Here is a 21,390-nt window from a genome sequence, read left to right on the forward strand (position 1 = left end):
CCGGATTCGTTCATGTCCGATGTCAAGGAAATGCTGCGGCGCGTCAAATTCCGTGGCAGGTGATCTGGCTGTACACAGCGGCCAGGCGCAGGGCCAGGTCGCGCGGACGGTGTACGAGCGCATAGCCCTGCTGGCCAAAAAGAAAGGGCAGGTAGTCGTGCCCTGCGTTGTCGATGGTGATGGCAAAGGGCGTGAGGCCCTGCGCGCGCGCCTCGTGCACCGCGTGGCGCGTGTCCTCCAGCCCGTAGCGGCCCTCGTACACGTCCAGGTCATTGGGTTTTCCGTCGGTGAGCAGCAGCAGCAAGCGCTGGCGCTCGGGCCGTGCCGCCAGGCGCGCCGTGGCGTGGCGGATGGCAGCGCCCATGCGCGTGTAGTAGCCCGGCTTGATGGCGCCTACCCGCGAACGGGCCGCGCCTGTCCAGGCTTCGTCAAACCCCTTGAGGTGCTGGATGCGCACGTTCTGGCGCCGCACCGAGCTGAAGCCCAGCATCTCGAAAGTGTCTCCTCCGGCCGACAGGGCCTCGCCAAAGACATAGAGCGCGTCGCGGATTACGTCCACCACGCGCATAGGCCGACCGGCACCGGCCACGTGCGCGTCGGTGGAGAGTGACAGGTCGGCCAGCAGCAGTGTGGCCAGGCTGCGCTCGGCGCGCACGCGCCGCTGCCAGACGGCCGGGGACTCGCTGCGCCAGGCGGCTGCGTCTGCGGCGTGGCGTACCCAGGCATCCACGTCCAGCTCATCGCCGTCGGCCTGGGCGTGCGCGCGCGCGGGTGCCGCGCGCAGTACCTCCAGGCGCCTGCGCACTTGCCGCACGGTGGTGCGCAGCTGTGCATCGGGCGTGAACGGGGCGGTATCGCGGGCCACCCTGCATTGCACAGCGCAGTGCGCGGGGCGCAGTGCACCGGCCTTCCAGTCCCACTCGGGCAGGTGCTCGCCGGGGCCCAGGGCCATATCGTCTGCCGCGGCGCTGGGCAGGTCCAGGTCGAAGCGCACACGCGCAGCCAGGCGGCTGGCATTGCCCGGGTCTTCGGCGATGGAGAGCACGTCCATGTCGCGCGCGGCTTCCAGCGCGTTGCCGTCGTCGCTATCGTCATCGGCCCGCTGCACCTTGGTGAATTCGCCCCACGAGAAGATGGATTCGGCGCGAAAGAACAGCATCAGCGGGGCGGCATGGCGCTCGTCGCGCACCCGCTCGGCCTTGCGACGCGTGCTGTCTTCTGGCGCGGGTGTGGCGGTACTCCCGGTTGATTGGGGGCCAGGGGGCTGCGCCGGGCGGCGCGGCGCGTCGGCGTCGCTGGTGCCGCAGCTCTCCAGCCAGAGCCAGACTGGGGCCACCTCGGTGGGCGTGAGGCTGGGTGGCAACAGGGCGCCGGGCGCAAGGCCCTGGTCAAATTCGCCCCGCAGGGCGCGCTGCACCCACGCCTCGGCCTCGGCGGCCGGGCCGCGCAAGCGGCCGGGCGCCGGGCGCAGCGCCAGCTGGGCCTGCCGCAGTTGCGCGTACACGGATGCCAGGCCCGGGAAGGTTGCCAGCGTGGCTCGCACTGCGGCGAGGTTGTGGCCCATCCAGCCGCAGCCGTGCAGGGGGGCTGCGCTGTTCCATTGCGAGGCCAGGGCCGCCAGCCAGAGATAGAGAGATCGATTCAGCGCTTTATCTGGAAATACCGCCACGCTGGGCGGCAGGGCCAGCAGGTCGTGGTGGAACTCCGGCAGGGCGGCGCGCGTGCCGCTGCCGGCCACGCGTTGCACCCATCCACGCGGCCCGCCGTGGCCGCGCACGGCGGCGGGGCCAATGCGCATGCCGGCCGGCCCGCCGCCGCAGCGCAGCAGCAAGCCCAGCGGCTTGCGCATCTCGTCCAGCGACACGGCAACCGTGGCGTGGCCAGGCTCGGCCCAGCGGGTGATGAGGCGGTGCCATTGCTGGCCGATCCACTCTTCCATGTCAGTGCTCCGCGGCGTGTGCCGCTTGGGATGCCGCGGGGGCGGCGTTGGGCAGCACGGCGGTGTGCTTTTCGCCTCCGGGGGCGGGATGTGTGGGGTGTGCGGGATACGGCGCCGCAGCCGGTGCGTCCACGGCCTCGGTGCGCCGCGCCCGCAGCGACTCGCGCAGCGCATCGACGCCAATGCTCCACTGCAGCAAGGGCTCGCGCTGCTGCGCGGCCTGTGACGCCTCACAGGATTGCACGCACAGCCCGCACTGCACGCACGAGAACTTGCGCCGCTTGAACTGGCGCGGCGGCAGGTGCATGGGGCAGGCGCGGTCGCAGGCATTGCCGTGCGGTGCGTCGCAACTGCGGCAGTGGGCGGGGGTGGCGGGCGCGAGGCCACTGGGCGCGCTGGGATGGGCGAGCACGCCCTGGCGCCCCACATCCCGGGAAAAACCGACCACCCGGCCGCGCGGATTGGCCATCCACACCAGGCTCTGGAACAGGCCTACAGCGCAGCCAAAGCGGCAAAACAGGTGACGGGCCAGCAGAAATTCGGCGCTGAAGACCGCGGTACCGGCAACCAGGAAGCGCAATTGTCCCGGGGTCGAGGTGCCGCTCATCAGCCGGCCCCAGACATCGGCGGGCGGCAGCAGGTAGGTGAGTAAAGTGATGGCCCACACAAAACCCATCAGCACGGACAGCAGCACGAACACCGGCCACCAGCGGCGGCGGGGCGTGAGGCCTTGGCGCGGCGTGGCTTTGCGGTCCCATAGCGACAGGCGCCCGCAGGCCTTTTGCAGCACATGGTTGAGCAGCTCCACCAGCGAGAAATGCGGGCACAGCCAGCCGCAGTACAGACGCCCGTAGCGCCACGTCACGGCGAGAAAGCCGCCCACCAGCATGATGGCCGGGAGCAGCGCACGCACAAAGAGCCGCCAGGTCATTTCGCCCGGCCCGATCAGCCCTTGGCGGAAGTCGTCGATCCCCAGGCCCCAACGCTGGCCCAGCGCCCACAGCTGGACCTCGGTGATATCAAGGCGCAGCAGGTTCAGCGCGGGTGCGAGCAGAAACAGCGCGAAGAAGGCGATCTGGAACGTGCGTCGCTGGCGTTGCATGGGGCGCAGACATGGACCGGCGGCCCTAGCCCAGCAGGGCCTGGACGACCTCGCCCAGGGCCGCAGCCGTGTCGGCATCGTCCGTGAGGGCATCCACGATGGCCGCGCGGCACGCGGCCGCCAGCGGCACGCCCGAGACGGCCAGGCGTGCAGCCATCACCAGCAGCCGGGTGCTGGCGGTTTCTTCCAGGTCCTGGTCGGTCAACTGGCGCAGGGCGGTGCCCAGGCGTACCAGCGTGGCCGCCAGGTGGGGGCTTGCGCCCGCCTCGGTGCGCAGGATGGCTTCTTCGACCGCTGGAGCGGGGTAGCCCAGGTTGAGCGCCACGAAGCGCTGGCGGGTGCTGGGCTTGAGGCTCTTGAGTAGGCTCTGGTAGCCGGGGTTGTACGAGATCACCAGCATGAACTCGGGCGGCGCGGCCAGCTGTTCGCCGGTGCGCTCGATGGGCAGCACGCGCCGGTCGTCTGCCAGCGGGTGCAGCACCACGGTGGTGTCCTTGCGCGCTTCCACCACCTCGTCCAGGTAGCAGATCGCGCCCTGGCGCACCGCGCGTGCCAGGGGGCCGTCGGCCCAGACGGTGCCCTCTGTGCTCAGCAGGTGGCGGCCTACCAGGTCGGCGGCGGCCAGGTCGTCGTGGCAGCTCACTGTGATGAGGGGCCGCCCCAGGCGGGCGGCCATGTGTTCCACAAAGCGCGTCTTGCCACAGCCCGTGGGGCCCTTGATGAGCAGCGGAAGGCGCTGCCGCCAGGCATGTTCGAACAGTGCGGCCTCATTGCCCTGCTCTGCGTAGAAGGGCAGGGCCGCGGAGGCGATGCGGTGCAGTTCGCTGTGGTCCATGGGGTTTTCCTTGCGCGGCTCAGGCGGTGCCCAGGGCCGTGCGGCCGGGGGTGCCCGCGCGGCCTTCCTCGGTGACGGGATCGCCGCCGATGAAGAAGCTGTAGAAGAACAGCAGCTGGCCCAGCAGGAAGACCACGCCGCCCCCCACGCGCACCCAGTAGAAGATGGACAGCTGGTCCTGCGTAGCCATGAATCCCATGGCGTTGGTCTCGGGGATGCGCTGCAGCCACACTTGCAGGATGCCTGCGCCCGTGAGTGCCAGCACCATCACGGCCATGCCGATGCTCATGATCCAGAAACTCCACATTTCTGCCGCCTGCGCCCGGGGGCTGTTGGCAATGCGCCCGCGCAGCGTGGGCATGGCGTAGCTGATGAGCGTGATGACCACCAGCACATACGCCCCATAGAAGGCCAGGTGGCCGTGGGCCGCAGTGATCTGCGAGCCATGGGTGTAGTAGTTGACGGCCGACAGCGTGTGGATAAAGCCCCACAGGCCCGCGCCCAGGAAGCCCAGCACGGCGGTGCCCACGGCCCACAGCACGGCGGCTTGATTGGGGTGGTCGCGGCGGCGGCGCTGCACCATGTTGAAGGCGAACACCGTCATCATGAAGAAAGGCACGGGTTCCAGGGCGCTGAAGATGCTGCCGATCCAGTGCCAGTAGCCGGGCAGGCCGATGAAGTAGAAGTGGTGGCCCGTGCCCAGGATGCCGGTCATCAGCGCGAAGGCGATGATCACGTACAGCCACTTGTCGATCACCTCACGGTCCACGCCCGTGGTTTTGACGAGCACGTAGGCCAGCAGCGAGCCCAGGATCAACTCCCACACGCCCTCCACCCACAGGTGGACCACAAACCACCAGTACATCTTGTCGCGCACCAGGTTGTGCGGGTTCACGAAGCTGAACAGGAACATCAGCGCCAGGCCCCACAGGCCCATCAGCAGCACCAGCGAGATGGCGGTCTTGCGGCCCTTGAGCACCGTCATGCTGATGTTGTAGAGAAAGCCCAGCGCCACGACCACGATGCCCACCTTGGTCGGCAGCGGCTGCTCCAGGAACTCGCGGCCCATGGTCTGCAGCAGGTCGTTGCCCGTCAGTTCGGCGAGCTTGGCGTAGGGCACCGTGAGGTAGCCCACGATGGTCAGCGCGCCCGCTGTGAGAAAGACCCAGAACAGCACCTTGGCCAGCAGGACGGAGTGCAGCTCGGTCTCCGACTCCTCGGGCACCATGTAGTAGGCCGCGCCCATGAAGCCAAACAGCAGCCACACGATGAGCAGGTTGGTGTGCACCATCCGCGCCACGTTGAACGGGACGTAGGGGAAGAACAGATCACCCACCACGTATTGCAGGCCCAGCGTGATGCCGAAGATGATCTGCCCGGCGAAGAGCGCCATGGCTGCGATGAAGTAGAGCTTCGCGACCGATTGGCTCTGGTATTTGAGTGTTGGAATGTGCATGGTGTCGGTCCCTCTTCAGCCTTCGATGTTGGGTGGCCACTTCTCGGTGTTGATCTCGCCCGTCCACTTGAGGAACTCGACGAGCTCATCGAGCTGCTGGTCGGTGAGGTTGAATTGCGGCATCTGGCGGCGGTGCGCCACGCCGGTGGGCTGGAGCTTCATCCACACCTTGATGAAGTCGCCGCCCCGGCGCTTGTAGACGTTGCCCAGCTCGGGTGCGAAGTACGCGCCCTCGCCCAGCAGGGTGTGGCAGCCGATGCAGTTGCGGGTCTCCCAGATCTTCTTGCCTGCCACCACAGCCGGGGTGATGGCCTGGGCGTTGGAGCGCTCGGGGATGCGGCGCTCGCTGTCGAACACAATGGCGGCAAACAGCAGGGCGAAGAACACCGTGCCCCCGTAGAACATGTTGCGGGCCATCTGTTTGGTGAACCCGCTGTGTGATTGGCTCATTCGAAGCCCTCCTTGAAATGGACGGCTATATCCTCCCAATTTGCTCGGCTTTTTTCCTTGAACCGGTTCAAGGAATGCGCAGCTGCCCCCGGGTTTTTTGCGCGGAGTTTTTGAGAAAAAATGGCCCCGCACGCTTGTGCGGAAAGCGCAAGCAGCTATTGATTTGATAGTGGATGGCGAAGGCGGTGGCAGGCTACCGCGGCCAGAGCGTCACCACTAGCACCAGCAGCACCACGGCGGCCAGCCAGCCCAGCAGCATCCGGCGCCACAGCGCCGGGGCACGGTGCAGTTCCATGTAGTCCAGGATGATGAGGCAGCCCTTGGCGGCGGCCAGGGCCAGCACCAGCACGGCCGCGCCGGTGCCCAGGCCTTGCGCACCCGCGTGCTCGCCCAGCCAGGCGGTGATGGCCGTGGCGGCCAGCAGGGCGATCCAGATGGCGTTGATGCGGTGGTGCGGGTGTTTCATGCAGACCTTTATCGCAGCACGTAGACCAGCGGGAACAGCACCATCCACAGCAGGTCCACCATGTGCCAGAAAACCGCACCTGTCTCCAGCGCATGGCAACCGTGCGGCCCGTAGGCGCCGCGCCGTGTGGGCCCCCACAGCACCGCAAAGATGATGCAGCCCACGGCCGCGTGCAGAAAGTGAAAGCCCGTGAGCATCACGTACAGCAGGTAGAACGTGTTCTCGGCCACGTCGATGCCCTCGCGCCACTTGTGCGCGTACTCCAGACTCTTGAGCAGCAGAAAGCCGCAGCCGCAGGCCAGCGCGCCCAGCAGCCAACGCGCGCCCTGGGCAGAGCAGCCGTTGCGCACGGTGTGCACGCTGCGCGCCGCACACCAGCTGGCAGACACCAGCAGCACGGTGTTGGCCGCGCCGGTGGAAAGGTCCAGCGTGGCCTGGCCGGCCGCGAACAGGCCCGGTTCGCGCAGCCGCGCAAAGGCAAACGCGGCGAAAAGGATTCCGAAGGTGAGCAGCTCGGCCAGCACCAGCAGCCACACCACCAGGTCGCCCACCAGGCGAGGCGATGTCGGCGGGTGGGCCGCCTGGGCCGGGGGCATTGCAGTGCTGCTCAATGCGAAGTCCCTTCCGAACGCGTGATCTTGTTCCACACGTTGTACTTGCCCACCGACTTGCTCATGGGCAGGCGCTTGACCTCCCTGAACGTGGCGGCGTCGTACACGATGAGGGCGCCTTGCATCTCCCACAGGCTGGCCAGCGCCAGGCTGCCGTCGCGCGTGAACTCGATGTGCGCCAGGGTCTTGCCGGGCTCGCGCACCGTGGCCACGGGCTGCAGCGTGGCCTTGTCGATGATGGTGAGGGTGTCCCTGGCGGTGGCGCTCATCATCGAGTCCGTCCAGGCATAGGGCGTGTTCTCGTGGCTGCGCATGAAGAAGCCCGGCCCCGGTGTGGGGATACTGGCCACGGGCTTCCAGGTCTTCATGTCGATCACGTCGATGCTGCCGCCCTGCAGGTTGGGCGAGGCCAGCACCGTGGTGCCCTGCCAGGCGAAGGTGATGCCAGAGCCCAGGTGCGGCATGCCGGCAATGGGCAGGTCGGCGATCTTGCGGCGCATATCCAGGTTCACCACCTGGGCGGTGGCTGGACCCGCGCTGGCCTTGCCGTCCTGGGTGTTGGCCGGGGCATCCCCTTTGGGGCGCGTGGCGCCCAGCACGTGGCGGTAGCTCTGGTCGAAGAAGAAGTCGTCCAGCGGTTCATCCAGCGGCGTGCGGCGTACGCCCAGGTAGCCGGGCTTCGCAATGGCCTCGCCCATCTTGTAGTCGTGCACCAGGCCGTCGTGGAGGGGGGCGGCCTCTGGGTCGTACGAAATCTCCCAGATCTCCGGGATGTCCTTGAGCGCCACGACAAAGCTCTTGCGCGGCGCGGCGTCGTACACGGCCGAGACGCGCGAGCTGCTTTTACCGTCCAGCGTGCGCGCGTCGTAGGTGCGCACCAACTGCAGGTCGCTGTCGAACAGGGCCAGCGTGTGCGGCAGGTAGTTGGCGGCCATCACCCAGCGGCCGTCGCCGCTCACCGCCACGTTGCGCATGTTCAGCCCGGCACGCACTTCGGCCACCACGCGCAGGCGGTACAGGTCGTACTTGGTGATCCAGCCGTCGCGCGAGCCGAAGTACACGTAGCGGCCGTCCGGCGAGAATTTGGGGCCGCCGTGCAGCGCAAAGCGGCTGGCAAAGCGGGTGATGACTTCCAGGCGATCGCCGTCGAGCAGGCTCACATGGTGGTCGCCACCTTCCACCACCACGAAGAGGTTCATGGGGTCCGCCTGCCACGTTGGCGTAGCGGGCTCGTCGGCCGGTGTGGGATGGAATTCGCGCGACATGCGGATGTCGGCCTCCGTCCAGCGCGGCGCGGGCACCACGGGGGTACGGATGAACGCGCCCAGCGCCTGGATTTCGGCAGGCGAGAGCGTGCCGGAAAAACCGGGCATCTGCGTGGCCGTGCGACCGCTGGTGATGACCCGCAGGGCTTCTGCGGTCGGCAGGCGGGCCAGGCTCTCGGGCAGCAGGGCCGGGCCCATGGCGCCGGTGCGCTGCGCACCGTGGCAGCTGGCGCAATGCGTGGCGAAGGTACTGGCCGCGCTGGGGCTGGTGCTGGCGGTGGCGCTCGTGCTGGTGCTGGTGCTGTTTTGCTGGGCCATGGCCAGGTCCCAGCCCATCCAGAAAAGGCCAGCTACCAGGGTGGCACGGGCGGCGTCGGCCAGCCACGCGCGCCAACGGTGCGGTGTAAGGACAGGGATGTCAGGCATGGGCTTGCTCCCGGATGGGAATGGTGATGCGTTGGCGCGGGCCGTGCGGCGCGCTGCCTGCTGCGGCCACTGCACCGAGCTCTTCGTCTTCCAGATAGCAGCCCGGGTCCTCGGCCCAGGCGTTGCCGGTGAGCTGTTGGGCGCGCACCCGGGTGTTGCCGCCGCACAGCGGCAGGTAGCGGCACTGCGCGCAGCGGCCCTGCACGGGGCGCGGTTGCTGCTTGAGCCCGGCCATCAGCGGGTCGGAGGTGTCGCTCCAGATGGCCGAAAAGGGCCGCTCGCGCACATTGCCCAGCGTGTGGTGCCACCACATGGTGTCGGGGTGCACCTGGCCCAGGTTGTCGATGTTGGCCACGTTCAGGCCGCTGGCGTTGCCGCCCCAGGCAGCCAGGCGCTGCGCGAGCAGCGGTGCCCAGCGCGGCAGGTGCGTTTGCGCCCATTGCAGCAGGAAGGGGCCATCGGCATCGTTGTTGCCGGTCACGTACTCCTCGGCCAGGCCTGTTTGCGCTGCGTGCCAGGCTCGGTCGAACAGCAGCGTGAGCGCATCGCGTGTGGCCTGGAACTGGGCGTCCTTGCCCCGGTGGATGTTGCCGCGCCCGGCGTAGTTCAGGTGCGAGAAATAGAACTTGTCGACCTGCTCTGCGCGCATCAGGGCCAGCAGCGCGGGCAGATCGTGTGCATTCATCGCGGTCATGGTGAAGCGCATTCCCACCTTCACGCCCCGCTCGCGCAGCAGCTTCAGCGCGTTCAGGCTCAGGTCGAACGCGCCCTGCAGGCGCCGGAAGCGGTCATGGGTGTCGCGCAGTCCGTCGAGGCTGATGCCCACGTAGTCAAAGCCCTGGGCGGCGATGCGGTCGGCCATGGGTGCGTCGATCAGCGTACCGTTGGTGGACAGGCCGGTGTAGAACCCCAGGTCCCGCGCGCGGGCGGCAATGTCGAACAGGTCCGGGCGCATCAGCGGCTCGCCACCCGAGAGGATGAGCACGGGAACGCCATAGGCGCGCAGGTCGTCCATCACACCGAACACCTCGTCGCGCGAGAGTTCACCCGCGTAGTCGTGGTCGGCCGACAGCGCGTAGCAGTGCTTGCAGGTGAGGTTGCAGCGGCGGATCAGGTTCCAGATCACGACGGGCCCCTGCGGGCCTTTCTGCGTGCGGCTGCGCACGGCCGGGTAGGCGCCCGCCGCCTCGGCGGCGGCCAGCTCGCGCATGTATTGGCTAATCCTGAACATCGTGGGCTCCTTTCAGGCGCAGGCCCGTCTTCTTGAGAATGGCCGTGGAATAGAGGATGTCGCGGGTGCGGCAGGCGGGGCCCAGCAGCGCGGCCACCACGTCGGTCTGGCGCTCGACCTCATCGCGCGTGCGGCCGTGCAGCATGGCGAACAGGTTGTAGGGCCAGTCGGGCAGGTGGCGGGTGCGGCGGTAGCAGTGGCTCACGCCATTGAGCCGGGCGATCTGGGTGGCCAGTGCATCCACCTGGCGGTCGTCCACGTCCCACACGCTCATGCCGTTGGCGGTAAAGCCCAGGCGGTAGTGGTTGGGCACGGCGCCGATGCGGCGCACCAGGCCCTCGTCCAGCATGGAGGCAAGGCGCTCTCGCACCTGTTCGCCGCTCACGCCCAGCATGGCACCCACGGCCTCGTAGGGGCGGGCCACCAGCGGCAGGCCACCCTGCACGGCGGCGACGAGGGCGCGGTCGAAGGCATCAAGCGCCATGGCGGGCTCCTTTCGGTGGGATGAGGGGCAGGCGCAGCTCGACGCGGTATTCGTGCTCCTTGGGGAACTGGAACACTGGCAGGCCGGTCGTGTGCTCGATGCGGAGGGCAGCATCGGCCACGGCGCCTGCAGACTCCCCGGCCAGCACGAACCACATGTTGAGCGACGGGTGGTCGCGCCGGTAGTTGTGGGCCACTTCGGGCAGCGCGTTCACCAGCGCCGTGACTTCGTCAAAGCGCTCTTCGGGCACGGCCAGCGCTGCCAGCATGAACTGCCCGCCCGCGCGCTCGATCTGGAACAGGGGGCCAAAGCGCGTGAGCACGCCGCTGGCCAGCAACTGGCGCAGGCATTCGATGACATGGTCCTCGCTCCAGCCCAGGGCTGCGCCCACGGCGGCGAAGGGGCGGTCCACCACAGGAAAGCCGCCGTGCAGGTAGTCCACGAGGCGAAGCTGGTCCGGCCTAGGCATGGGGTGCCTCCTGGAGGGCTGCAAACCGGCGCGGGCCGCGCTGGGTGAAGCGCCGCAGGGAGAACAGGGTTTCGCGGCGCAGGTGTGCAATGCCGGCCTGCTGCGCGGCCTGCTCTATCAATGCCAGCACCTCGGTGCGCTCTTGCCCGTGAACCATGCAATACAGGTTGTAGGGCCAGTGTTCCGAGCGCTCGCGCTGGTAGGCAAGAGTGATGCCGGGTTGCCGGGCGAGCAGGGCACCACAGGCATCCACCTGCTGGTCGGCCACATCAAACACCGTCATCGCGTTGGCGGTGTAGCCCACCTCATGGTGGCGCACGACCATGCCAAAGCGGCTCAAGATGCCTTGTGCCAGCCAGCGGTGCAGGGTCTCCAGCACGGTGGCGGGGCTCCATCCCAGGTGCTCCGCCCAGGCGTCGTAGGGCCGCTCGACCAGCGGCAGGCCCTGCTCGGCCAATGCCGCCAGTCCTGCTTCATGGGCGGGCACGGGAGTGGAGGCTGCCTGCGTACCGCCCCCCGCTGCGGCGGTGGTGGCGCAGAGGTTGAAGCCCAGGTCGATGCGGTAGGGGCGCACCATGGGCAGCCGCAGCACGCGAAGCCCGGTGCCCTGTTCAATGCGGCAGAGCACCTGCTCCAGGGCTGCCGGATCTGTGGCGGTAGCAACAAACCACAGGTTGAGCGGGTTTTCGCGTTCGTAGTTGTGGTTGACGCCCGGGTGGCTGGATACCAGGGCCGCGACGGCCTCCAGCCGCGCATGGGGCACGGCCATGGCGGCCAGCAGGCCCGCGCCGCCTGCGCCCGGCGCAAACACGGCGCCTATGCGGCCCAGAACCCCCGCGTCCTGCAGGCGCCGGCAATGGGCGATCACGGCGTTGGCGGGGCGGCCCAGGGCGTGCCCCAGCACATCGAACGGTGCCAGGCAGAGCGGGAAATCGCGTTGCCAGGTGTTGAGCAGCGGCAGGTCGCTGGTGTGTGCACACATGCTAAAAACCCATGCGCTGGGCGCGCGCCGTGAAAAATATGCCGCTGGGCGCCTGGGCGGCCAGCGATGCCTGGGTGGCCAGCGTGGCGGTGTCCACCACCTGCACCTTGTCGTCGTCGCGGCAGCTGATCCACACCGACTCGCCGCGTGGCGTGAACTCCATGTGCATCACGGCCTTGCCGGGCTGCAGCGTGGCGGCCACGCGCTGGACCAGGGTGTCGATGACCTGCACACGGTGGTAGTCGGGCACGGCGAAGTTCACCCATACCTGGCGGCCATCGGGCCGCGCCATCACGAACACGGGCTGGCCCGCTACCGGGATGCGGCCGACTTCTTCCCACGTGGTGGTATCCACCACCAACACCTCGTGGCGACCGATGGCGGGCAGATAGGCATGGCGCCCGGCTACGGCCCAGCCGCGCAGGTGGGGCATCTTGAACACGGGCAGAGGCTGCTGGCCGCGGCCATAGCCGCCCAGGATGCGCCGGGCGACGGGCTGATCGGCCCAGGTGTCCACCAGGGCCAGGCCGTCTTCGCCAAACAGGCCTGCAATGTAGTGGCGGCCGTTGGGCGTGACCAGCGCGTCATACGGCTGGCGGCCAATGCCGTCGATGCGCGTCATGCGCGGCCGCGCGGCGTCGGTGCAGTCGGCAATGCAGATCGCGTCGGCGTCGAACAGGCTGTAGATGAAGCGCTGGCCGGGCAGGTCGGCCAGGCCCACCACGCGCGAGCGCTGGCCGTTGGCAGTGAGCGCGGGGATGTCCGCCCGCAATGCCAGCGTCTCGGCGTCGAACACCTTCACGCCGCCGGGCGTGTAGTTCTGCGCGGCCACCAGCGTGCCGTCGGCGCTGATGGCGCCGCCGATGGAGTTGCCGGCCTGCTGCTCGCGCGCGGTGATGCGCCGGGTCAGCAGGTCGATGCGCGAGAGTGCGCCGTCGCGGCCAAACACATAGGCGTGGCGGCCATCGCGCGAGAACACGAGCGAGGCATGGGAAAGGTCCCCCAGACCGGTGATGCGGGCCAGGACGGAGCGGTGTGTGGTGTTCACCAGCAACACCGAGCCGGTGGCGCGCTCGATGACCAGGCCCAGGTCGCCGGTGCCCATGAGCGGGGGCGCGGGCTGTTGCAGCGTTGCGCAGCCGCTGGTCAGCAGTGGGAGGGCCGCCAGGCCCAGGAGGAGGGGGCGTCGTTTCATGGCTGGGGGCGCGGGGGCCAAGGAGGGAAGCCACTCACCAATTGCTCGGCGATCCACAGGGCTTCGGCTTCGGTGACAAAAGCACGCCAGGGCGGCATGGGGGTGCCCGGGCGGCCGTGAAAAATGGTGGCAGCCATGGACGGGACAGGCTTTTCCGCCAGGGCCGCGGTGGTGAGCGGCGGGCCTAGCCCACCGGTAAGGTGCATGCCGTGGCACGAGCCGCAGTCCTGCCGCACCATGCGCACTAGCTCGCGCTGGCGCTCTGGTGGTGTGCCAGTGGCCTGTGCCATGGCCCCGGCACAGGCCAGGACGCACAGCGTGGTCAGGGCGGCGGCGCGCAGTGGCATGGCGTGGCGCTCAGGTCCCGAGAATCAACTCGACGGCCGCCTTGAGGTCGGCATCGCCGATCTTGTCCGGCCCGTTGGGCGACATCGGAATCGGCCCGAACACGCCGGAGCCGCCCTTGCGCACCTTGTCAACCAGCTGCGCGGTCGCGTCCTTGCCCTTGTACTTGGCCGCAATGTCCTTGAACGACGGCCCGACGAGCTTCTTGTCCTTGGAATGGCAGGCCATGCAGCCGGCCTTGTTCATGGCTTCCTCGGGCGAGGCTGCGCTGGCCGCACCGGCGCAAAGTGCCAGGGCTGCAGCAATGGCCAGAGGCCCGGTCAGATGGTGTCTCATCGTTTGCTCCTGTTATGGGGATGAATTGCCTCGGCGCTTGGCATCGCCCCCGGCATGCGCATCCGCGCGGCCTGGGGCCCGCAGTCGCCGGGGAACTGGCTTCGCCAGGCCCCTGGCGGCGTCCCCCTGGGGGGAAGGCGCCGCAGGCGACTCAGGGGGGTCAATAAATGTCGTGCTGGGTGTTGTAGACGTTGAAGTGGCCCGTGGGCGTGATCAGGCGCGGGTCCTTGATCACGGCCTTGAGCTTGAGCGTCTTGTCGTCCACGATCACGAGCGCGCTTTCCTTGTTCTTGGCGCTCCACACCGCAAACCACACCTCATTGCCGGCCTTGTTGAACTCGGGCTGCACAACACGTTTGGCGCCGTCATCCTTCAGGTCCGCCCACTCCGCGATCGGCAAGGTCACAAAGCCCTTGTCGAGGTTCTTGATGTCGTAGACCACGATGGACTGCGAGATCTTGGGATCAGGGTTCAGTGGTGCGTCCGAGTACAGGTGCGTGCTCTTGGGGTGGCTCTTGATGAACAGCGCGCCGCCGCCCGGGCCGGTGAGCTTGGCCACTTCCTTGAAGGCGTATTGCTTGTGCTTTTTGGGGTCTGTGCCGATGAGCGAGATCGTTTCGTCGCCCAGATGGCCGGTGGCCCAGACTGGGCCGAACTTCGGATGCAGCAGGTTGGCGCCTCGGCCGGGGTGGGGAATCTTGCCCACGTCCGTGATGGCGGCCAGCTTGCCTTCCTTGGCATCGATGGCCGCGATCTTGTTGCTGTTGTTGGCCGCCACCATGAAGTAGCGTTTGCTTGAATCCCAGCCGCCATCGTGCAGGAAGGGCGCGGAGCCGATCTCGGTGACCTTGAGCGCGTCGATGTTGGAATAGTCCACCATCAGCGTCTTGCCGGTCTCCTTCACGTTGACCACGAACTCGGGCTTGAAGTGCGAGGCCACGATGGAGGCGACGCGTGGCTCAGGGTGGTATTCCTGCGTGCCCACCACCATGCCCCGGGTGCTCACGATCTTCTTGGGCTCCAGCGTGTCGCCGTCCATGATGGTGAACTGCGGCGGCCAGTAGCTGCCCGCGATGGCCAGCTTGTCCTCATAGCCCTTGAACTTGGAGGTATCCACCGAGCGGGCTTCCAGGCCCACGCGCACTTCGGCGACGTTGTCGGGCTTTTCCATCCATAGGTCGATCATGTTGATCTTGCCATCGCGGCCGATCACGAACAGGTAGCGGCCCGAGGCCGACGTGCGCGAGATGTGAACGGCGTAGCCGGTCTTGACGATGTTGATGATCTGCTTGGTGTCGCCGTCGATCAGCGCCACTTCGCCGGTGTCGCGCAGCGTGGTCGAGAAGATGTTCTCGATGTTGTAGTTGTTGAGCTTTTTCTTCGGCCGGTCCTTGGGTTCGACGATGACCCTCCAGGTCTTTTTCATGTCGGCCATGCCGAACTCGGGTGGGGTTGGCGGCTCGTGCTGAATGTAGCGGGCCATCAGGTCCACTTCCTTCTCGTTCATCTCGCCGGAAGTCAGCCAGTTGGGCATGCCCGCTGGCGAGCCATACGAGATGAACACCTTGAGGTAGTCCGTGCCCTTGGCCGTGGTGAGGTCCGGGGTCAGTGGCTTGCCGGTGGCTCCCTTGCGCAGCACGCCGTGGCAGCCCGCGCAGCGCTCAAAGTAGGTCTGGCGGGCCTTCTCGAACTCTGCGGCCGTCATCGGCGGCGCCTTGGGGTTGGTGCTCTGGTGCATGGGCTCGTTCACCAGGGGGGAGCCGCCAGCCTGGTAATTCATTTCGGGTTGCGAGACTCCCTTGCCTGCCTGTGCCATCGCCGTGGCCGCAGCCATAGCGAGGGCTGCCAGGGCCAGGTGCTGGACGGTCTTGATTGCTTTCATCATCGGTCCTCTGCGTCATGGGCAGCGAATGGTTGGCGGGGGATGCGGCTGCTGCGCCCTCCGACCCGCACCACGGCTGCCCTACGTTGCTTGCGGGTGAGGCAATGGTCCTGCGGTCAGCGTGCGCTGTCCTTGAACTGGTTCAAGGACGCGGCATCCGGCCTGTTCCACCATGGCCGCACCCACAAAACACCAGCGAGCCGTACACATGAGCTTCATGGATGACCCCCAATGGCTGAAGAAACCCGCACGCGGCGGGGCAGAGAACAACAACCCAGTGCCTACGGGCCATGTGACGCTGGTGGGTGCGGGCCCGGGCGACCCCGACCTGCTCACGGTGAAGGCCGCACGCGTGCTGCGCGCGGCGAGCCTGGTGCTGTACGACCACCTGGTGGGTGAGGACGTGCTCGCCCTGGTGCCCGCTGGCGCGGAGTGCATCTACGTGGGCAAAGAGTCGTCGCGCCACGCGCTGCCGCAGGAGGACATCATCGAACTGATGTGCCGCCTGGCGCGCAGCGGCCGGGCCCTGGTGCGCCTCAAGGGTGGCGACTGCTACATCTTTGGCCGCGGTGGCGAAGAAGCGCTGGGCCTGGCCCGCGCGGGCATTTCCTTCGATGTGGTGCCGGGCATTACGGCCGCGCAGGCCGCGGGAGCTTGCGCAGGCATCCCGCTCACGCACCGTGACCATGCGGGTACCCTGGTGCTGGCCACCGGGCACCTGCGCGGCGACAACGACACAGCGCTGGACTGGCCCCTGCTGGCGCGCCCACGTCAGACCGTGGTGTTCTATATGGGGGTGGCCACGCTGCCCACCATCTGCACGCAACTCGCCGCGCACGGATTGCCGCCGACCACGCCCGCAGCCATCGTCGAGCGTGCGTCCCTGCCGGATCAACGCTGCCTCACCGGCACCCTTGCTTCGTTGCAAAGCCTTGCGGCCAGCCAGGGCGTAAAGGCACCTGCACTGATCATCGTGGGCGAGGTGGTAGCGCTGCAGCCTGCGCTGGTTCAGGGCCTGGCGCAGGCTTCAGCGCATCATTGAGCCAAGGCGCCGTGGTGAAAGAGCATCGGTGCAAGGCCTACTGAACAGGTTCTCAGGCGTCCAGCGCGGCGTCAGAGGCCGCTGACTGCGGGCGCTGGCGTCGCCAGGCCTTTTCAATCTCCACGACCACCAGCACCACCAGCGCGGCGCCAATGCACAGCGCCAACTCGCCCAGGCTCAGAGGCTCGGTGCGGAAGATGGGGTTGAGCCAGGGCACATAGATAGTCGCCATCTGCAGCGCGAAGGTGAGCAGCACGGCACCCAGCAGCGGGCGGTTGCTGAGCAGGCCCAGGCGCCAGATGGGTTCGGATTCGGAGCGGATGGCGATGACATGCGCCATCTGCGCCAGCGTGAGCACTGTAAATACCATGGTCTGCCAATGCGCGTGGCCGGTGTGCAGTGCCCAGGCCTGCACCGCCAGGCACAGCCCGCCAATGAGCAGGCCCACGCCCAATATGTGCTGCCACATGCCGTGGGAAAACAGGCTCTCGCGCGGCGCGCGGGGCGGGCGCTGCATGATGCCGCGCTCGGCCGGTTCGGCCGCCAGCGCCAGGCCCGGCAGGCCATCGGTCACCAGGTTGACCCACAGGATGTGGATGGGCAGCAGCGGAATGGGCAGGAGCAGCAACGGCGCGAGGAAGATGGTCCAGATCTCGCCCGAGTTGCCCGTCATCGCGTAGCGCACGAACTTGCGGATGTTGTCGTAGATGCGGCGGCCTTCGCGCACGGCGGCGACGATGGTGGCGAAGTTGTCGTCCAGCAGCACCAGGCTCGATGCCTCGCGCGCCACGTCGGTGCCGCCCTGGCCCATGGCCACGCCGATGTCGGCGCGCTTGAGCGCCGGGGCATCGTTCACGCCATCGCCCGTCATGGCCACGAAGTGGCCCTGGGCCTGCAGCGCTTCGACGATGCGGATCTTCTGCGCCGGGTCCACGCGGGCGTAGACCTGCACCTGCTCCACGCGGGCGCGCAGGGCGGCATCGTCCAGCGTGGCCAGGTCCGCGCCGGTGAGCACAGGGGCATCCGCACTGCGCACAATGCCCAGGCGGTGCGCGATGGCGCGCGCGGTGGCGGGGTGGTCGCCCGTGATCATCACCGGGGTGATGCCCGCGCTGATGCAGTCGCGCACTGCGGCCTGGGCCTCGGCGCGGGGTGGGTCGATGAGGGCGATCAGGCCCAGCAGCTCCAGCTGGTTTTCTACCGCGTCGATGTCGTTGGTGTCCGGCAGGCGGGCGTGGCTGCGGCGGGCGAGGGCCAGCACCCGCAGGCCCTGGGCGGCGAGTTGCTGGGCAGTGGCGAGGACCTTGGCGGTGTCGAGTGCGGCAGTGCCATCGGGCGTCCAGTGGGCGGTGCAGCGGGGCAAGAGCGATTCCGGCGCGCCCTTGGTATAGGCCACAAAGCCATCGGCAGCGCGGTGGAAAGTCGTCATGCGCTTGCGGTCGGAGTCAAACGGCTGCTCCTGCACGCGCGGCCAGGTGGTGTCGAGCTGGGCCTTGTCCAGCCCGCCTGCGTGGGCGGCCAGCACCAACGCGGTTTCGGTGGGGTCGCCCTGCCAGTGGGTGGCGGACTGGCCCTCTTCGTTCTGTGCCTGGAGCGTGGCGTCGTTGCACAGCGCGGCGGCGCGCAGGGCCTCAGCGTGCGTCGGGTCGGGCAGGGGGTCGCCGGGCACCCAGCGCACACCGTGGGCCAGCAGCAGCTCGGCATGCATGCGGTTTTGGGTCAGGGTGCCGGTCTTGTCCGAGCAGATGGTGGTGACCGAGCCCAGGGTTTCGACCGATGGCAGGCGTCGCACCAGCGCATGCACCGCCACCATGCGGCGCGCGCCCAGGGCCAGCAGCACGGTGACCACGGCGGGCAGGGCCTCGGGGATGGCGGCCACGGCCAGGCTGATGGCGGTGAGGGCCATGAGCAGCGGCGCCTCGCCGCGCAGCACACCCACCCCAAAGATCACGAGGCAGATGCCCAGCACCGCCAGCGCCAGCCGCTTGCCAAAGGCTGCCAGGCGCAGTTGCAGCGGCGTGCTGCGGTCGCCGGTGTCGAGCAGCGTGGCCACCTTGCCCAGCTCGGTGTGCATGCCGGTGGCCACCACCAGGCCCCGCGCCCGGCCATGGGTGGCGGTAGTGCCCTTGAAGGCCATGTTGGTGCGGTCGCCCAGTGCGCCCACGTCCTCGGCGGCCAGGGCCTCCGTCTGCTTGGCCACCGTGACGGATTCGCCCGTGAGGGCCGATTCATCCACCTGCAATTGCGCAATCTCGATGAGCCGCAGGTCGGCCGGGATCTGGTTGCCGGCCTCCAGCAGCACGATGTCGCCGGGCACCAGTGCGGTGGCAGGCACCACCTGCACGGCTCCGCTGCGCAGCACGGTGGCATGAGCTGCTGCCAGCTGGCGCAGGGCCGCCATGGCCTGGTCGGCGCGCCAGGCCTGCACAAAGCCGATGACCGCGTTGAGCACCACGATGACGAGGATGACCAGGGTGTCGGTGACCTCGCCCACCAGCCCCGAGATGACGGCGGCGCCCAGCAGCACCAGCACCATGAAGTCCTTGAACTGGTCGGCCAGCAGGTGCCACCAGGGACGGTTTTGTCCGGTTGCCAGCTCATTGGCGCCGTGCGTGGCGCTGCGGCGCTGGGCCTCGTCGGCATGCAGGCCCGCATCGGGGTTGACGCCATGTGCCTGGGCGACGGCCTCGGCGGTGTGCAGGTGAGGGGCTTGAGAAGGGGGCATGCGGCAATCTGGACAGAGGCCGCACGCCAGTGCGTCAGTGCGCGTTCTGCGGCCGGGCTTTGTAGAAGGTCAGGGGGATCTCATTGGCCTGGTTCAGCACCTGGCGCTTGATCTTGCCCACCACGTGCATTTCACAGGGCTTGCAGTCAAAGCGCAAGGTCAGCTTCTCCTTGCCATTGATCAACATCAAGGGTTCGGCCTTGATCGTGCCCTGCACACCCGTGACGCCCTTGGCCTGCTTGGGGCACAGGCTCATCGAGAAGCGCACGCAGTGCTTGGTGATCATGAGGCTGACTTCGCCTTCTTCCTCGTGTGCCTCGTAGGCTGCGTCGATCACCTTGACGCCGTGGCGCACATAGAAGTCGTGTGCCTTGTGGTTGAACACATTGCCCAGGAAGGAGAGCGTGTCCTCGGGGTAGGGCGCGGGCGGCTCGATGGGCGTGGCGCGCTGCAGGCGCTCGAAGTTGCGCGCGCGGTTTGCTTCCAGGTCGGCCAGCGCGTCGCGGCGCAGCGCGTTGAGCACCGAGGCGGGCACGAACCAGGGCTCAGTCAGTTGCAGGGCAATGTCGTGCACCGCAAAGATGGTGGCGCCGAAGCGGCCCAGTTGCTCGCGCAGGCTGGCTTCGGCCTTGGCGGCGTCGGTGGCGCTCTGGTGGGCGTGCAACACGTCGGCGCAGCCCACGTTGCCGTCTTCATCGGTCAGCATCAGGCTAAAGCCGGTGGGCGTTTCGCTCAGGTGCGCCCACAGGCCGATGCGGCGGTCGCTGGACTTTTTCTCCAGCGTGCGCACCCAGTCCATGTCGCGGTTGCGGTTGACCTCAGTGCCCTTGCGCAGGTCCTTGAAGCCGTCCATCGGGTCCTTGGGGTACACGCGCCACTGGCCCACGCTGCGCGCGGACACGGGCTCGGCCACGTTGATGGCCATGCCCACCAGCTCCTTGTGCAGGTCGTAGTAGCACAGGCCGTCGCCGTTGTGCAGCACGGTGGCGGGGTCGCTCACCTCCAGCTCCACAAAGTCGGGGCCCACCTTGGTCACCCAGCCGATGGCCTGGCCGGGGTTCTTGGGGGTGTCGAACGCGCCGATGTCTTCCTTGCGGCCGGTCACGAAGTAGTCGGTGAACTCGCGGTTGAAGTTCTGCAGCGGGTCGGGCGTGAAGGTGAAGGTGGTGGCGCCACTGGACGAGCGCGACAGCGGCCGGCCCGCACTCTCACGCTCTTGCAGGATCTCGTCGATCAGCGTGCGGTAGTGGGCGGTGATGTTCTTCACGTAGCCCATGTCCTTGTAGCGCCCTTCGATCTTGAAGCTGCGCACGCCCGCATCGATGAGGGCGCGCAGGTTGTCGCTCTGGTTGTTGTCCTTCATGGAGAGCACATGCTTGTCGTGCGCGATGAAGCGGCCCTTCGCGTCCGTCACCTGGTAGGGCAGCCGGCAGGCCTGGCTGCAGTCGCCCCGGTTGGCGCTGCGGCCGGTCTGCGCATGGCTGATGTTGCATTGGCCGCTGTAGGCCACGCACAGCGCCCCATGGATGAAGAACTCGATGTTGGCGCGGCCCGGCGCATCCACCGGCCCCAGCGCCTTGTGCACGGCGGCGATCTGCTGCACCGTGAGCTCGCGCGCCAGCACGATCTGCGAAAGGCCGGCGTCCTGCAAGAAGCGTGCTTTTTCGGGCGTGCGGATGTCGGTCTGGGTGCTGGCGTGCAGCTGGATGGGTGGCAGGTCGATCTCCAAGAGGCCCATGTCCTGGATGATGAGGGCGTCGGCACCGGCTTCGTACACCTGCCAGGCCATCTGGCGCGCGGCCTCCAGCTCGTCGTCACGCAGGATGGTGTTGAGCGTGATGAAGATGCGGCTGTTGAAGCGGTGCGCGTGTTTCACCAGGCGTTCGATGTCCCGGATGTCGTTGCCCGCGCTGGCGCGTGCGCCGAAGGCGGGGCCGCCGATGTAGACGGCGTCGGCGCCGTGGTTGATGGCTTCGATGCCAATGTCGGCATCGCGCGCGGGGGAGAGCAGTTCGAGCTGGTGGGGCAGGAGGGACATGGGGCGTGATTATTTCAGTTTCACCATGCCGTGGGGCGCCCCTCGGGTATCGGGCGCTGCAGCTTTTGGTAACCATGTGGCGAGGCTTTGTGCTGCGTGGGTCTGGTACAA

19 protein-coding genes are annotated in these 21,390 nt (G+C 67.9%); 1 reads left to right on the top strand and 18 read right to left on the bottom strand.

Going from position 1 to position 21,390, the window contains the following annotated elements:
* Positions 1-43: 43 nt before the first annotated feature.
* The 16 genes from IB243_RS01055 to IB243_RS01130 all read right to left on the bottom strand — a co-directional run bounded on the left by IB243_RS01055 (position 44) and on the right by IB243_RS01130 (position 15,477).
* On the bottom strand, positions 44-1,939 hold the full coding sequence (locus tag IB243_RS01055) for a nitric oxide reductase activation protein NorD (RefSeq protein WP_192424403.1): 1,896 nt from the start codon (positions 1,937-1,939) through the stop codon (positions 44-46).
* A gap of 1 nt (position 1,940) precedes the next feature.
* Complete coding sequence (locus IB243_RS01060) at positions 1,941-3,041, bottom strand: 4Fe-4S binding protein (protein WP_192424404.1); 1,101 nt, start codon at positions 3,039-3,041, stop codon at positions 1,941-1,943.
* Between the two features lie 25 nt (positions 3,042-3,066).
* The gene (locus tag IB243_RS01065; protein ID WP_192424405.1) at positions 3,067-3,876 is read right to left on the bottom strand and encodes a CbbQ/NirQ/NorQ/GpvN family protein; all 810 of its coding nucleotides are present in this window, start codon (positions 3,874-3,876) and stop codon (positions 3,067-3,069) included.
* A 19-nt stretch (positions 3,877-3,895) separates the two neighbouring features.
* Positions 3,896-5,332, bottom strand: coding sequence for a cbb3-type cytochrome c oxidase subunit I (locus IB243_RS01070; protein WP_192424406.1), 1,437 nt, complete (start codon positions 5,330-5,332; stop codon positions 3,896-3,898).
* 15 nt (positions 5,333-5,347) lie between these two features.
* Positions 5,348-5,782, bottom strand: coding sequence for a cytochrome c (locus IB243_RS01075; RefSeq protein ID WP_057272765.1), 435 nt, complete (start codon positions 5,780-5,782; stop codon positions 5,348-5,350).
* Positions 5,783-5,975: 193 nt separating this feature from the next.
* Complete coding sequence (locus IB243_RS01080) at positions 5,976-6,248, bottom strand: cytochrome C oxidase subunit IV family protein (protein ID WP_192424408.1); 273 nt, start codon at positions 6,246-6,248, stop codon at positions 5,976-5,978.
* Positions 6,249-6,256: 8 nt separating this feature from the next.
* On the bottom strand, positions 6,257-6,844 hold the full coding sequence (locus IB243_RS01085) for a cytochrome c oxidase subunit 3 family protein (protein ID WP_057223764.1): 588 nt from the start codon (positions 6,842-6,844) through the stop codon (positions 6,257-6,259).
* Between the two features lie 11 nt (positions 6,845-6,855).
* Positions 6,856-8,550 (bottom strand): nitrite reductase, encoded by a 1,695-nt coding sequence (locus IB243_RS01090; RefSeq protein WP_192424410.1) that lies wholly within the window; start codon positions 8,548-8,550, stop codon positions 6,856-6,858.
* The gene (nirJ, locus tag IB243_RS01095; protein ID WP_192424412.1) at positions 8,543-9,781 is read right to left on the bottom strand and encodes a heme d1 biosynthesis radical SAM protein NirJ; all 1,239 of its coding nucleotides are present in this window, start codon (positions 9,779-9,781) and stop codon (positions 8,543-8,545) included. Before nirJ ends, IB243_RS01090 begins: the two co-directional genes overlap by 8 nt.
* Complete coding sequence (locus IB243_RS01100) at positions 9,768-10,265, bottom strand: AsnC family transcriptional regulator (protein ID WP_192424414.1); 498 nt, start codon at positions 10,263-10,265, stop codon at positions 9,768-9,770. The genes nirJ and IB243_RS01100 overlap by 14 nt, the downstream gene beginning before the upstream one ends.
* A complete protein-coding gene (locus IB243_RS01105; protein WP_192424416.1) occupies positions 10,255-10,734 on the bottom strand; it encodes an Lrp/AsnC family transcriptional regulator in 480 nt (159 codons plus the stop codon). Before IB243_RS01105 ends, IB243_RS01100 begins: the two co-directional genes overlap by 11 nt.
* The gene (locus tag IB243_RS01110; RefSeq protein ID WP_192424418.1) at positions 10,727-11,716 is read right to left on the bottom strand and encodes an Lrp/AsnC family transcriptional regulator; all 990 of its coding nucleotides are present in this window, start codon (positions 11,714-11,716) and stop codon (positions 10,727-10,729) included. The genes IB243_RS01105 and IB243_RS01110 overlap by 8 nt, the downstream gene beginning before the upstream one ends.
* A gap of 1 nt (position 11,717) precedes the next feature.
* The gene (locus IB243_RS01115) at positions 11,718-12,911 is read right to left on the bottom strand and encodes a cytochrome D1 domain-containing protein (protein WP_192424420.1); all 1,194 of its coding nucleotides are present in this window, start codon (positions 12,909-12,911) and stop codon (positions 11,718-11,720) included.
* Positions 12,908-13,258, bottom strand: coding sequence for a cytochrome c (locus IB243_RS01120; protein WP_192424422.1), 351 nt, complete (start codon positions 13,256-13,258; stop codon positions 12,908-12,910). Before IB243_RS01120 ends, IB243_RS01115 begins: the two co-directional genes overlap by 4 nt.
* Before the next feature lie 10 nt (positions 13,259-13,268).
* Positions 13,269-13,592, bottom strand: a complete 324-nt coding sequence (locus IB243_RS01125; RefSeq protein ID WP_057223778.1) for a c-type cytochrome — start codon at positions 13,590-13,592, stop codon at positions 13,269-13,271.
* A 160-nt stretch (positions 13,593-13,752) separates the two neighbouring features.
* The gene (locus tag IB243_RS01130) at positions 13,753-15,477 is read right to left on the bottom strand and encodes a cytochrome D1 domain-containing protein (RefSeq protein ID WP_370540288.1); all 1,725 of its coding nucleotides are present in this window, start codon (positions 15,475-15,477) and stop codon (positions 13,753-13,755) included.
* A 205-nt stretch (positions 15,478-15,682) separates the two neighbouring features.
* Here IB243_RS01130 and cobA point away from each other — a divergent pair, with 205 nt between their 5' ends.
* The gene (gene cobA / locus IB243_RS01135) at positions 15,683-16,516 is read left to right on the top strand and encodes a uroporphyrinogen-III C-methyltransferase (protein WP_192425311.1); all 834 of its coding nucleotides are present in this window, start codon (positions 15,683-15,685) and stop codon (positions 16,514-16,516) included.
* A gap of 52 nt (positions 16,517-16,568) precedes the next feature.
* Here the strand turns inward: cobA and IB243_RS01140 are convergent, their stop codons facing one another.
* On the bottom strand, positions 16,569-19,241 hold the full coding sequence (locus IB243_RS01140; protein ID WP_192424424.1) for a cation-translocating P-type ATPase: 2,673 nt from the start codon (positions 19,239-19,241) through the stop codon (positions 16,569-16,571).
* Positions 19,242-19,275: 34 nt separating this feature from the next.
* The gene (locus tag IB243_RS01145; protein WP_192424426.1) at positions 19,276-21,279 is read right to left on the bottom strand and encodes a U32 family peptidase; all 2,004 of its coding nucleotides are present in this window, start codon (positions 21,277-21,279) and stop codon (positions 19,276-19,278) included.
* Positions 21,280-21,390 lie beyond the last annotated feature (111 nt).

The sequence above is a fragment of the Acidovorax sp. ACV01 genome (assembly GCF_014851495.1).
Lineage (GTDB): Bacteria > Pseudomonadota > Gammaproteobacteria > Burkholderiales > Burkholderiaceae_C > Acidovorax > Acidovorax radicis.

Coding starts and splice junctions, on each gene's coding strand:
- IB243_RS01100 (WP_192424414.1), bottom strand. CDS start 10,265: ATGGCGCTTGATGCCTTCGACCGCGCCCTCGTCGCCGCCGTGCAGGGT.
- cobA (WP_192425311.1), top strand. CDS start 15,683: ATGAGCTTCATGGATGACCCCCAATGGCTGAAGAAACCCGCACGCGGC.
- IB243_RS01120 (WP_192424422.1), bottom strand. CDS start 13,258: ATGCCACTGCGCGCCGCCGCCCTGACCACGCTGTGCGTCCTGGCCTGT.
- IB243_RS01090 (WP_192424410.1), bottom strand. CDS start 8,550: ATGCCTGACATCCCTGTCCTTACACCGCACCGTTGGCGCGCGTGGCTG.
- IB243_RS01110 (WP_192424418.1), bottom strand. CDS start 11,716: ATGTGTGCACACACCAGCGACCTGCCGCTGCTCAACACCTGGCAACGC.
- IB243_RS01080 (WP_192424408.1), bottom strand. CDS start 6,248: ATGAAACACCCGCACCACCGCATCAACGCCATCTGGATCGCCCTGCTG.
- IB243_RS01105 (WP_192424416.1), bottom strand. CDS start 10,734: ATGCCTAGGCCGGACCAGCTTCGCCTCGTGGACTACCTGCACGGCGGC.
- nirJ (WP_192424412.1), bottom strand. CDS start 9,781: ATGTTCAGGATTAGCCAATACATGCGCGAGCTGGCCGCCGCCGAGGCG.
- IB243_RS01140 (WP_192424424.1), bottom strand. CDS start 19,241: ATGCCCCCTTCTCAAGCCCCTCACCTGCACACCGCCGAGGCCGTCGCC.
- IB243_RS01060 (WP_192424404.1), bottom strand. CDS start 3,041: ATGCAACGCCAGCGACGCACGTTCCAGATCGCCTTCTTCGCGCTGTTT.
- IB243_RS01055 (WP_192424403.1), bottom strand. CDS start 1,939: ATGGAAGAGTGGATCGGCCAGCAATGGCACCGCCTCATCACCCGCTGG.
- IB243_RS01145 (WP_192424426.1), bottom strand. CDS start 21,279: ATGTCCCTCCTGCCCCACCAGCTCGAACTGCTCTCCCCCGCGCGCGAT.
- IB243_RS01085 (WP_057223764.1), bottom strand. CDS start 6,844: ATGCCCCCGGCCCAGGCGGCCCACCCGCCGACATCGCCTCGCCTGGTG.
- IB243_RS01070 (WP_192424406.1), bottom strand. CDS start 5,332: ATGCACATTCCAACACTCAAATACCAGAGCCAATCGGTCGCGAAGCTC.
- IB243_RS01125 (WP_057223778.1), bottom strand. CDS start 13,592: ATGAGACACCATCTGACCGGGCCTCTGGCCATTGCTGCAGCCCTGGCA.
- IB243_RS01115 (WP_192424420.1), bottom strand. CDS start 12,911: ATGAAACGACGCCCCCTCCTCCTGGGCCTGGCGGCCCTCCCACTGCTG.
- IB243_RS01130 (WP_370540288.1), bottom strand. CDS start 15,477: ATGATGAAAGCAATCAAGACCGTCCAGCACCTGGCCCTGGCAGCCCTC.
- IB243_RS01075 (WP_057272765.1), bottom strand. CDS start 5,782: ATGAGCCAATCACACAGCGGGTTCACCAAACAGATGGCCCGCAACATG.
- IB243_RS01065 (WP_192424405.1), bottom strand. CDS start 3,876: ATGGACCACAGCGAACTGCACCGCATCGCCTCCGCGGCCCTGCCCTTC.